The organism is Vibrio tapetis subsp. tapetis (assembly GCF_900233005.1).
In the GTDB taxonomy this organism is placed as follows: domain Bacteria; phylum Pseudomonadota; class Gammaproteobacteria; order Enterobacterales; family Vibrionaceae; genus Vibrio; species Vibrio tapetis.
In genome coordinates this window covers 161,334-173,369 of record NZ_LT960611.1, presented here as the reverse complement: position 1 = coordinate 173,369, position 12,036 = coordinate 161,334, and the positions used below count along the sequence as shown (strand labels likewise).

The 12,036-nt window shown below is 41.6% G+C and carries 9 protein-coding genes; 7 read left to right on the top strand and 2 right to left on the bottom strand.

Features of this window, described 5'->3' with window-relative positions; all coding sequences use genetic code 11:
- Nucleotides 1-23: 23 nt before the first annotated feature.
- The 4 genes from VTAP4600_RS00860 (at nt 24) to nagB (ending at nt 3,633) form a co-directional block, all read left to right on the top strand.
- Nucleotides 24-794 carry a hypothetical protein gene (locus VTAP4600_RS00860; protein ID WP_102521065.1) on the top strand — a complete coding sequence of 257 codons (771 nt, stop codon included), beginning with the start codon at nt 24-26 and terminating at the stop codon, nt 792-794.
- Between the two features lie 14 nt (nt 795-808).
- On the top strand, nt 809-1,654 hold the full coding sequence (locus VTAP4600_RS00855) for a hypothetical protein (RefSeq protein ID WP_102521064.1): 846 nt from the start codon (nt 809-811) through the stop codon (nt 1,652-1,654).
- Between the two features lie 83 nt (nt 1,655-1,737).
- A complete protein-coding gene (locus VTAP4600_RS00850; RefSeq protein WP_102521063.1) occupies nt 1,738-2,427 on the top strand; it encodes a hypothetical protein in 690 nt (229 codons plus the stop codon).
- Between the two features lie 405 nt (nt 2,428-2,832).
- The gene (nagB, locus tag VTAP4600_RS00845) at nt 2,833-3,633 is read left to right on the top strand and encodes a glucosamine-6-phosphate deaminase (RefSeq protein ID WP_102521062.1); all 801 of its coding nucleotides are present in this window, start codon (nt 2,833-2,835) and stop codon (nt 3,631-3,633) included.
- Between the two features lie 136 nt (nt 3,634-3,769).
- Here nagB and glmS read toward each other — a convergent pair whose 3' ends face one another.
- On the bottom strand, nt 3,770-5,605 hold the full coding sequence (gene glmS, locus VTAP4600_RS00840; RefSeq protein ID WP_102521061.1) for a glutamine--fructose-6-phosphate transaminase (isomerizing): 1,836 nt from the start codon (nt 5,603-5,605) through the stop codon (nt 3,770-3,772).
- Between the two features lie 60 nt (nt 5,606-5,665).
- Nucleotides 5,666-6,430, bottom strand: coding sequence for a DeoR/GlpR family DNA-binding transcription regulator (locus tag VTAP4600_RS00835; protein ID WP_102521060.1), 765 nt, complete (start codon nt 6,428-6,430; stop codon nt 5,666-5,668).
- A 436-nt stretch (nt 6,431-6,866) separates the two neighbouring features.
- On the opposite strand from VTAP4600_RS00835, the gene pykF reads away from it, so the two are divergent.
- From pykF to VTAP4600_RS00820, 3 genes are all read left to right on the top strand, one after another.
- Entirely contained in the window at nt 6,867-8,279 is a 1,413-nt protein-coding gene (gene pykF, locus VTAP4600_RS00830) for a pyruvate kinase PykF (protein WP_102521059.1), read from the top strand.
- 318 nt (nt 8,280-8,597) lie between these two features.
- The gene (locus VTAP4600_RS00825; protein WP_102521058.1) at nt 8,598-10,631 is read left to right on the top strand and encodes a TonB-dependent receptor domain-containing protein; all 2,034 of its coding nucleotides are present in this window, start codon (nt 8,598-8,600) and stop codon (nt 10,629-10,631) included.
- A 414-nt stretch (nt 10,632-11,045) separates the two neighbouring features.
- Nucleotides 11,046-11,687, top strand: coding sequence for a GntR family transcriptional regulator (locus tag VTAP4600_RS00820; protein ID WP_231897892.1), 642 nt, complete (start codon nt 11,046-11,048; stop codon nt 11,685-11,687).
- Nucleotides 11,688-12,036 lie beyond the last annotated feature (349 nt).

Here is a 12,036-nt window from a genome sequence, read left to right as displayed (position 1 = left end):
TAAACTGGATGGTATAGAATCTAATGTCGTCAAAATATCTCGAAAAAGCATGGTGTTATAAAACTGTATCCATGGAAGAAAAACTCTTGCTGGTCGCATTAGCTGAGTTATCTGACAGGGACGGTGCTTTTATCACGAGCATGACGGAATTAAAAACCATGATGTGCGCATCTGAAAGATCGTTAGATAACTTGATCAGCAAGCTCTCGGTGGAGCAGACTCTGGTGGGTACCAACAAAAGTACCCCAGCTTACCGCTCTGAAGGTAAAGTTAAGGGGCGCCTGAACTTCGACACTTATGTCGCACCAAATGATCATGTTGCACCTTATGGGCAACAGCATACTGGCTATTCCAATCAGCCTCCGCAACAGGCACAACAGCAATCCGCCCAACAACCGCAAGACACATACCGTAATACCAACCGCTTATCGAGTTTTCATCGTTCTCAAGTGGCACCGATTAATAAATCGATCACGGGAAAATCAATCAACATTATGGAGCTGTCGCCAAGTGTTGTTGAAGATTGGGCCGAGATGATCATGTTCAAAAGTGGATTTGTCGGGCAAACTAATGTTTGGGCTGCTTTCGTCGAACGCATTAAAGAAACACCCAACAGGCAGTTGTACACGTTAGATGAGCTGACTAGTCGCCTGCATTCTCACCTTCACTCTGAGAAAACGTATCGACAACCGGGAGCCAGAAAACAAGCCTCCAATAAACCACAAGTTAAGCACTCTGCGCTTGATGTGTTAGAAGAGAAAATATCTAACTTCAATTTCAATGATGATAACTAAGGAAGCGCGATACCATGAGTAGCCCTAAAAACATGTCGGAATCTTTTGAAAGCTACCTCACTCGCGTGAAAGCTAAGACAGGCTCGTCTCCAGCAACTCAAAAGCATCAAGCTCCCATAATTTCAAATCAAGGTCAATCTCCTACCACTCAAGCTAGCGGACAGGCTTTATCATCTGACTTTAGCCTATCCGACAGTGATCTGAAGCTTTTCAGCCCGAAAACTCAGGCTTTGATGGCTAATTTTAAAGGCGTTGAACAGAAGAAAATTCTTAAATTTTGGTATGAAATGACCCTTAGCTTTGGCCAAGGAAAAATCCGCCAAGAGTTTGGTGATGAACCGGATCGTCACATCATGATGTTCGCTGCTTCACTAACAGAAAATAGCTACAACCGCTTAAAAGACAACCTAGAAGAGCGGCTAAAGAAAGGCCAAGAATGGCCCCCCTCGTTTGCTGTGTTCAAAACCTTAAAAGATACGCCGACCGATAGAGAAGTATTGGAAGCGAGAACCAATATTCTAACGCTGAAGCAGCCCGTTAGCCGTGTTGAAATTTACATTAAACAACGTAAGTCAGCCAAGCTCAGAACTCTGTCAGAAAAGTATATTGTTGAGGAGTTTCGAACTCTTTATCTTGAAGCGTTTGAGGAAGTGATTCTTTATGATCAAGATAAGACTTTGAATGCTCAGGAATCAGAAGTTCAAAATGCGATGGGTGATGGAGTAAAAAACAAAACCGATAAACGCATTGATGATATGGTTGCAAGTGATTACAAACTGACCGGATCATTAGGTAGCATCATGGAAAATATCGAGAAATTGAGAAAACAAAACGCTCAGTCAATTGAAGAAATCGAATAAGCCATCTCTCGATACGCCCAAAGTAAATAAACCCCGCTTTCCATATAGTTAACACCTGATATCTTCAGGTGTTTGGAGTCTCCATGCTCGAGTTCGATGTATTAGAACGCAAAGAATCCTACTTTATCTGCCAGAAACAGAGCGGTTACTGCCGCATTGTTATTGATGAAAATAGCCAGAACTTACCTCTGGGAAAATCCATGCTGCATGTGGAAGAAATATCAGATAGGTACCAACATCATGCAAGGGACAGTATATTCAGACTGACATTGCCATTCGAACGTCAAGGCGAAGTAGGTATCTGTACACTGGCTACCGGCCGAAAGAACACATTCATTTACACCAAGTGTTTACGTTTAGGTGGGAAATGGGAGCCAATTCTTGGTGAATGGGTTTTCTCTATCGCCGTTCAAGCTGAAATAAACGAGCTGGCGAACGTTATTCAGTCAGAGCAAGTCTATGTAGAAGCAACATTCAACGAGACCATTACTGTCTACAATAAGCCCTTAACTCTGTTCGGGTATCCACTAATTAAGTCCGTCGCAAGCAATAACAAAGTTACGTTACACAAAGGCATGCGCCTAATGGCTGGAGATCTCGCTCGTTTAGTCACCGATGAAGATAAAACCATCATATTAGCGAATTCTAGAATACGCTTGTATGTACCGGCTTTGTTTTTAGAGACTGAAAGTTTTCATGAAGACTACCTATGCAGCGTTGATGTAATAAAGAAGCGTAAACCTCGCCAAAAACCTAATTTTCCTTGGCAATAGCTTTAACTTACCGCAACCGCAACACTCAGCCTTGAGTTCCTAGGATGCATGCATCAAGGCTAATTAGCGGCATTTATTATTCAAAAGGGCTGTCATTGCCCTTTCATTCAACAATTTAAGATAGATCACACTAATAACACTGTTAAAGTTCACTGATTTGATAACTTTTTATTGCAAAATACCTACCATAATTCTCTAGAAAAATTAAACGCCCACTTAGCACGTATAAACTCGAGAGATTTGATTGAGACCGATACAATCACATCAAATATTGTTCAAACCTTGATTAAACCTTCATCAAAGTAAGGTATTTTGTCAAATTGACCGACAGTGATAGAAATTAGATGAATCTTAATTTACAATAAAAAAAAAGCACACACTTAACAATTTTGATAGGACAGAATAATGAGACTTATTCCTTTAGAAAATACGCAACAAGCTGGCAAATGGGCTGCTCGTCATATCGCACGCAAGATCACTGCGTTTAATCCAACTGCGGATCGTCCTTTCGTTCTTGGTTTCCCGACAGGCAGCACGCCACTAAACACGTATAAAGCGCTTATCGAACTGCACAAAGCTGGCGAAGTTAGCTTCAAACACGTTGTAACATTCAACATGGATGAGTACGTAGGCATCGAACCTAACCATCCAGAATCTTATCGTACATTCATGTACACTAACCTGTTTAACCACATTGATATTCAAGAAGAAAACATCAACTTACTTGATGGTAAAGCTGAAGACGTAGAAGCACATTGTGCAGCTTATGAAGCGAAAATTAAGTCTTACGGCAAAATCAATTTGTTCATGGGCGGCGTAGGCATTGACGGCCACATCGCATTTAATGAGCCAGGATCTTCACTGTCATCTCGCACTCGCATTAAGACACTGACTGAAGATACACGTATCGCGAACTCTCGCTTCTTTGACGGCGATATCAATCAAGTTCCAAAATACGCACTTACCATCGGCGTAGCGACTCTACTAGACAGTGAAGAAGTCATGATCCTGTCTATGGGCCACAACAAAGCGCAAGCTCTGCAAATGGCGATTGAAGGCTCAGTAAACCACATGTGGACTGTTACGGCGCTTCAGATGCACCCGAAAGCAATCATCGTTGCTGACGAAGCAGCACAGCAAGAACTTAAAGTGAAAACGGTTAAGTACTTCAACGAGCTAGAAGCTGAGAACATCAAAGGCCTATAATCGCTCTCTAGCGTATAGGACAACGGAAAGTCACACAGATGACCGACCGACAGATGCAAAAAAGCCACTTACGCTGTAAGTGGCTTTTTATTAATAGAGTTCAGTACTTTTTATCTCACCGATAAAAGTAACCTAATTACTCAACCGTTACCGCTTTTGCCAGGTTACGAGGCTGATCGACATCAGTACCTTTAATCAATGCAACATGATAAGACAATAGCTGCATCGGAATGGTGTAATAAATAGGGGCCGTGATTTCACTCACATGAGGCAAAGTGATGATTTTCATCCCTTCTTCTGCATCAAAGCCTGCATCTTGGTCAGCAAACACATACAGTAAACCACCTCGTGCTCTTACTTCTTCAATGTTAGATTTCAGCTTTTCAAGCAACTCATTATTCGGAGCGACGACGACAACAGGCATATCAGCATCAACCAAGGCCAACGGACCGTGCTTTAACTCACCAGCCGCATAAGCCTCTGCATGAATGTAAGAAATTTCTTTTAGCTTAAGTGACGCTTCCACTGCGATTGGATAAAATTCGCCACGACCTAAAAACAGAGTGTGGTGCTTGTCGGCAAAATCAGGAGCCAGTGCTTCAATTTCTTTATCAAACTCTAAGGCTTTTTCAATTTGGTTTGGTAGATCATGAAGAGCCTGTACGATTTCAGCTTCTTTAGCTGAATCAATAACGTCTTTCTTCTTACCTAATGCCGTAACAAGCATCAACAAAGCAGACAGTTGAGTGGTAAAGGCTTTGGTTGAAGCCACACCGATTTCAGTACCAGCACGGGTCATGAAGGCAAAATCGGACTCACGCACTAAAGATGAACCTGCGACATTACAAATCGTCATCGCTGCCATGTAGCCTTTTTCTTTCGCTAAACGCAAAGCGGCTAAAGTATCGGCCGTTTCACCGGATTGAGAAAGCGTAATAAGCAAGCTATTCGGACGGGTCACAAACTTTCTGTAGCGGAACTCAGATGCAATTTCTACATCACAACTAACGCCAGCTAAAGACTCAAACCAGTAACGAGCCGTCATTCCAGCATTATAAGAAGTACCACAAGCGATAATTTGAACATGTTCGACTTTCGTTAGGATCTCTTCAGCATTCACACCAATCGCGTTAGTGATTACCGAATCGCTAGAAATTCGACCTTCCATTGTGTTGATCAATGCGGTTGGTTGCTCAAAAATCTCTTTTTGCATGAAGTGGCGGTACTGACCTTTATCACCGGCATCTTGCTCTGCGTTTGACTTAGTTTCTTCACGCTCAACAGGATTGCCATCAACATCAAAAATGGCCACATTACGACGAGTAAGTTTAGCGACATCGCCTTCTTCTAGGTACACAAAACGACGTGTAACGCTCAATAGCGCAAGTTGATCCGATGCTAGGAAGTTTTCCCCTACACCTAAACCAATCACGAGTGGGCTACCAGAACGAGCGACAATCAACTCGTCAGGCTCATTGCGATCCAACACCACCATGCCGTACGCACCTTCCAATCGTTTTGCCGTACTCTGCACTGCTTCAAGCAATGTGCTTGCTTGCTTTAGTTCATGATGAACTAAATGAACGATAACTTCGGTATCCGTTTGAGAGGTAAAGACATAACCCAACGCTGTTAATTCTTCACGTAACGCTTGATGGTTTTCAATAATGCCGTTGTGTACAACAGCAATAGTGTCATTAGAGATGTGCGGGTGAGCATTAGTTTCTGAAGGTTCACCGTGTGTTGCCCAGCGAGTATGCGCGATACCGGTTCCGCCAGAGAAAGTTGAAAGATCAACATCGTCAGCAAGGTTTTGTACTTTGCCTAAGCGACGTACACGTTGTAAGTCGCTATTTTGATTCACAACAGCAACACCTGCTGAGTCGTATCCTCGGTACTCAAGACGCTGTAAGCCTTGTAATAAAATTTCAGCAACATCACGTTGCGCTACCGCACCCACTATTCCGCACATATTAACTCCGTTTTATTTAATTTATCTCGTTCCCAGCAAGCAAAAAGGGAGACAAAGAATCTATTTCGCTTGTATGACTCTTACGCCACAAGCTTCTATTATTTTTACTGCCTCGGGCTCGATACCACTATCTGTAACTAAAATATCAATATGGTCCCAAGACAGTTCTAAGTTGGGTATTTTCCTACCAATTTTGTCTGATTCGATCATGACGATAACTTCACGAGAAACTTCGGCCATAACTTGGCTTAATCCGAGTAATTCGTTGAAGCTGGTTGTCCCTCTTGATAGGTCAACGCCATCAGCACCAACAAATAATTGATCAAAATCGTAAGACCTCAATACCGATTCAGCCACTTTGCCTTGAAAAGATTCAGAATGCGTATCCCAAGTCCCTCCAGTCATAAGTAAGGTTAATTCTGATTCAAGATCATTTAACGCATTTGCTACATGCAGCGAATTGGTCATCACAACGAGACCGCGCTTATCATCAAGCTGCTGTATTAATGCAGCAGTAGTACTGCCACTATCGATTACGATACGATTATGATCTCTGATCAGTGTAGCAGCTTCCTGAGCAAGGCTTATCTTCCGAACCGAAACCTTGTTGTGTAAATCATCTTGGACGACTTCTTTTGGCAAAGATACGGCACCACCATAGCGACGTAGGAGTAACCCACTGGTTTCCAAACTTGCTAAGTCCTTTCTTATTGTTACTTCTGAGGTTTCGAATTGCTGTGACAATTGCTCTACACTGACTTCTCCACACTCTTCAACTAACTTAGAAATAGCATGCCTTCTTGCCTGTGTGTTTCGTTTTGACATTAGATAACAACTCAATAAGTTTCGATTCGTAAGTATTTTAATCAATTCGAAACTAACTTGTCTATTTTTTTTACTCTAAAAAATAAATAAATTGAGACAAAACTTTGTCCTAAGACAATTCATAACCGTGATATTTTTAAAATACAGTGGTAGAATCCTCCACCGAAAAGAAAATAAATTACATAATTTTTCGTTATTTTTTTGCAACTGCATACAGTTGGATTGTTAGAAAACGTGAAATTTTGGCCTGAGAAACACCAATAATAGGGTGTTCGGCTGAACTATTTAGAAGAATTTGCTTAGTTATATGCAAGCCGATAACAAAGTAGTAAAGAAAACCAACATTTTTGATTTGTTGTAATTTTCTTTCTTTTGTCGGTTACAGGCTAGGCACACAAATTGATTTGAAACTATTACTTACCGGAGAGTATCTTCCATGAAAAAGACCAAAATCGTATGTACGATTGGCCCTAAAACTGAATCTGTAGAAAAACTGACTGAACTAGTAAATGCAGGCATGAACGTAATGCGCCTGAACTTTTCTCACGGTGACTTCGCAGAACACGGTACTCGTATCTCTAACTTCCGCTCGGTAATGGAAGCAACAGGTAAGCAACTTGCTATCCTACTTGATACTAAAGGTCCAGAAATCCGTACTATCAAACTAGAAGGTGGCGATGACGTTGATCTAGTAGCTGGTCAAGAGTTCACTTTCACTACTGATGCAACGGTAGTTGGTAACACGGATAAAGTAGCGGTAACTTACCTTGGTTTTGCAAAAGACCTAACGGCTGGTAACACTATCCTTGTTGATGACGGCCTAATTGAAATGGAAGTTATCTCAACATCTGAAACTGAAGTTAAGTGTAAAGTTCTTAACAACGGTGCGCTTGGCGAAAACAAAGGTGTTAACCTACCTGGCGTTTCTGTTCAACTTCCAGCTCTTTCTGAGAAAGACAAAGCTGACCTTAAGTTTGGTTGTGAGCAAGGCGTTGACTTCGTTGCTGCTTCTTTCATCCGTAAAGAAGAAGACGTTAAAGAAATCCGTGAGCTTCTAAATGCTAACGGTGGCGAAAACATCCACATCATCTCAAAAATTGAGAACCAAGAAGGTGTAGATAACTTCGATTCAATCCTTGAAGCGTCTGACGGTATCATGGTTGCTCGTGGTGATCTTGGTGTTGAAATCCCAGCAGAAGAAGTAATCTTCGCTCAAAAAATGATGATCGAGAAGTGTAACCGTGCACGTAAGATGGTTATCACTGCAACTCAAATGCTTGATTCTATGATCAGCAACCCACGCCCTACTCGTGCTGAAGCAGGCGACGTTGCTAACGCAGTAATGGACGGTACTGATGCGGTAATGCTTTCTGGCGAAACAGCTAAAGGTAAATACCCAGTAGAAGCGGTAACTATCATGGCTCAAATCTGTACTCGTACTGACGGTGCTCTTAAAGCAGAACTTGGTTCTCGCCTAGACAGCCCTCGCCTACGTATCACAGAAGCAGTATGTAAAGGTGCAGTAGACACAGCTGAGAAATTGGCTGCTCCGCTTATCGTTGTTGCGACTGAAGCAGGTAAATCTGCACGTTCTGTTCGTAAGTACTTCCCAACGGCAAACATCATCGCTGTAACAACGAACCAAAAGACGGCTGCTCAGCTAGTTCTTACTAAAGGCGTGACTCCAGTACTTGTTGATTCAATCCAAAGTACTGATGCGTTTTACGTTAACGGTAAAGAAATCGCTCTAACTTCTGGCCTAGGCAAGAAGGGGGACATCGTAGTAATGGTTTCTGGTGCACTTGTTGCTTCAGGTACAACTAACACTGCGTCTGTTCACGTTCTATAAGAATAAGAACACGTAAGCCGAAACAGCAAAGCCGAGTGTGTCATGCACTCGGCTTTTTTACGCCTATACTCTGTGTCCAACAGCACTTCATTCCTTTTCATCAACGTCATACAGCCTAAATAAGTAATAACGGCATACACGTTACTTATCACTCATCGTCTCGAAAAATAACGCCCGACTGACAGAGTAAATACACAAAATAATTCCCCTTCCCAAAAGTTAGTAATGTAAATTTTGTAAATGATATCGATTATCATTTACAAAATGTTTCAGTATTCATACAATTATTGATAGTTTACTCAGGAATTCACAATAATTATGAAAGTTCAATATCTTGCAGTGGCCATTTCCTTGGCTCTTACTTCGCTTAACGCTATATCTGCTCAAGAGGAAGCAGATGAAACCATGGTCGTTAAAGGCTCAGCTTTGGAGCAACTTGTTCAAACTCAGATTAACTCTGAAACTCTTGAACAAAAGCAAGCGTCTGGCACAAAAGACATTCTAAATACCATGCCTAGTGTTACCGTAGACGGTAACGCTCGATATTCTCGCAAAGTTTTCGTTCGTGGTTTGGAAGACAAATTCTCAGTCGTCACGATTGATGGCGCAAGGCAAGAAGGACAATTGTTCCACCATAATGGCGATCAAAACATTGACCCAGAAATGCTCAAAGTCGCTGAAATAGAATTAGGTGGTAACTCAGCGTTATCCGGTTCTGGTGCAATTAACGGTACATTCAGTTATGAAACTAAAGATCCAAGCGACTTACTTAAGAATGGAGAAAAAATTGGAGCTCGCGTGAAAACCGGCTACCAAACGGGATACGAACGCTTCACAACCAACGTTGCTCTCTATGCTCAATTAAACGATAAACTTGAATTTCTCGGGATCGCAAACTATTCAAAAGATGGCGAACTGCATATTCCAGACCAAGATGCCGTGACTTCAAAGCAAGGTACACTCAAATCAGGCATGGCCAAAGTGGTCTTTACGCCTAATGATATCAACGAATTCAAACTGACATTAAACCGATACAGTGATGGTGGGGAACGACAGCTTTCTGGTGAGAAGAATGGTGCTTTGTACGCAGACGATCAACACAACTTCAACTCTGTAAATCGAGACACCATCACCTTGCAGCACCATTACGATGCGGACAGTGATCTAGTAAACCTAAAAACCAATGTTTATTACAATCGCCAATATATGAACCGCGACGCCCAAGTCGCCGTTAACTGGACTCGCCCTGGTGGTAAGTGGACAAAAGATGGCACCATCTCAATTCCAGATCGTGAATATAACGTTACGACAATTGGTGGCGACATTCGAAATGTCTCGTGGCTTGGCGAGCACGAATTAACGTATGGGTTAGACGGTTATAAAGCCAAACAATGGATCAATTCTGGTGAAGGGCAGATTCTTTCAGGCTCAATGCAAGGGCAGACAAAGCAATACGGTATGGATGGGGGAACTGTGACGGCTTACGGCCTTTACATTCAAGACCATTTTGAAATCAATGATTTTATTCTAACGACCGGTTTACGTTATGATACCCACGTCCTTGGTGGTGTATTTGAAGGCAATTTCAGTCAGTTGTCACCTAAGTTTAAAGGTCAATATCAAGCCACTGATAACCTAACTCTACGTGTTGGTTATGGCCGTTTGTTTAAAGGAGCTGCGCTACCTGAAACATTGACAATGAAAGCAGCCAGTGATGTAAAACAATCTGATACTGAGGCGATGACAGGCCATAACTATGAAGGTGGCTTTGATTATGACCTAACAGATTTGTTAGTCTCAGACAGTGCCGTTGTTGGTTTTACTGCCTTCAGTTACAACCTCGACAATCAAATGCACCCAACGAAAAACAATACCACACTGGCCAATCAATATGATGTCGAAGTCTGGGGTGTTGAAACCGTTTTTAATTACGTTTGGAATGACATCAATTTATACGCTAACCACTCTTATTCTAAAGGTAACAAGACATCCCTTAGCAACAAAAAAACAAGCCATATGAATAAAACTGGGATTCACAGCATTAAGGCAGGTGCGAAATATCGAGCTACTGAAGAATTCGTATTTGGCTGGGATTCAAGGTTTGTCCCTGGAAATGAGTATGAGAATACAGATGGTGAAACCATTTCACGATCAGGTTTCGGTGTTCACAGTATCTGGGCTGCCTATAATCCAACGTTTGCAAAAGATTTAAGTGTTAACGTCGGTATTGATAACCTGTTTGATAAATTATACGCAGAACATACAGGGTTTGGTATTTCTTGGGGCTCAAGTAAATACACAAGCTACGAGGTTGGTCGGAACTTCAAAGCCTCGGTAGCTTACAACTTCTAACCTTATTTTTGTTGGCTTAAAAGAGGCCTGCCCGTTTTCCGCAGGCCTCTTGTTTATTCGTCGTATTTCTCCCTCCCCAAAACCTCATTAGCACAGACATACTCATTAAACCTACTGAAATTAAGAGAATACGAGCATCTTGTGCTACAAGATCTGCGCTTCAATGAAAGTGAGCTCTGTTCATTTTTATACATAAAGACTCAAATTATAAAGAGTCTCACCACTTTTTTTTATTAAACGGCTTGTCCGCATATTCCGCATGGCGTATTATCAAATTACTGAACGCAGGATGATATGACATCATATTTATTAATCTATTGACCCGCAATATATTCAGTGTGAATGGAATCTAAATAAAAGAAAAATAACGAGGATATCGTGTCGAGCCCTACTCTTACTGACAAAGTGTCAAAAATGATCCGCGAGGATATTCTTAAAGGTGAATTAGCTCCAGGCCAAAAGCTTGTTGTAGCTGAACTTAAAGATAAATACCGTGTTGGTGCCTCACCAATTCGAGAAGCTCTAGTGCAACTTTCGTGGAGTAAGTATGTTCGCTTAGAACCACAAAAAGGCTGTTGGGTTGCGCCTATTTCAAAAAATGAATTATTTGACCTATTTGAAAGCCTCAAGGTCGTATCATCAGTATTACTTCGTAAAGCTATTGAAGTTGGAGATGAAAGCTGGGAATTGGAGGTTCTGTCTTCGTTTCACAAACTATCAAGAATCCAACACGCTCAAAGCGACTACAATAACCAAGAGTGGGAAGAACGTCATCACAACTTCCATACCGCACTTCTTGAAGGCTCAAACGCCCACACTATGTTTAGCTTTTTCACTGAGATCAATCAACAGCTCAAACGCTATCGGCACCTGGTGCTAAACTCTGATCAGTTTGAAGGCGAAGACTTCATTAATATTGATAAAAACGAAAAGCTAATGAAGTCGGTGTTAGCGAAAGATGAGCAACAAGCTCTTGCTACCTTGGAATTGCATCTTGCAGAGACAATGTCAAAAATCGAACGTGTCATTGAGATAGAATTAGCGGAAGCTGAATAAAAAAACCGAGGCGTTCGCCTCGGTTTTTACCATCCAAAAAACTCTTTGTGATGCGTATTGAGTAATACAATCATCGCCAAGAAGTAGATTGCGCTAAGTTTTATTCCTAACACCATCAGAAGACCAATGGTCAGTCTCACAAGAAAATGCGTGTACATAACAAACCTCTTATGCCCACATCCTTTCTATTTCGTTCGCTATTTCCGTTGCTAAAATGGGCTATCACTAAAATGGGTGAGCAAGTCTACTCAATTAATATTCTAGTTCAAATTTCAAACAACATTAGACTTTAGTCTAACTGTACACGTTTTGTGACATTATCGTTCAATTATCAATCAAGAAATATTCT

Coding starts and splice junctions, on each gene's coding strand:
- VTAP4600_RS00860 (WP_102521065.1), top strand. CDS start 24: ATGTCGTCAAAATATCTCGAAAAAGCATGGTGTTATAAAACTGTATCC.
- VTAP4600_RS00855 (WP_102521064.1), top strand. CDS start 809: ATGAGTAGCCCTAAAAACATGTCGGAATCTTTTGAAAGCTACCTCACT.
- VTAP4600_RS00850 (WP_102521063.1), top strand. CDS start 1,738: ATGCTCGAGTTCGATGTATTAGAACGCAAAGAATCCTACTTTATCTGC.
- nagB (WP_102521062.1), top strand. CDS start 2,833: ATGAGACTTATTCCTTTAGAAAATACGCAACAAGCTGGCAAATGGGCT.
- glmS (WP_102521061.1), bottom strand. CDS start 5,605: ATGTGCGGAATAGTGGGTGCGGTAGCGCAACGTGATGTTGCTGAAATT.
- VTAP4600_RS00835 (WP_102521060.1), bottom strand. CDS start 6,430: ATGTCAAAACGAAACACACAGGCAAGAAGGCATGCTATTTCTAAGTTA.
- pykF (WP_102521059.1), top strand. CDS start 6,867: ATGAAAAAGACCAAAATCGTATGTACGATTGGCCCTAAAACTGAATCT.
- VTAP4600_RS00825 (WP_102521058.1), top strand. CDS start 8,598: ATGAAAGTTCAATATCTTGCAGTGGCCATTTCCTTGGCTCTTACTTCG.
- VTAP4600_RS00820 (WP_231897892.1), top strand. CDS start 11,046: ATGATCCGCGAGGATATTCTTAAAGGTGAATTAGCTCCAGGCCAAAAG.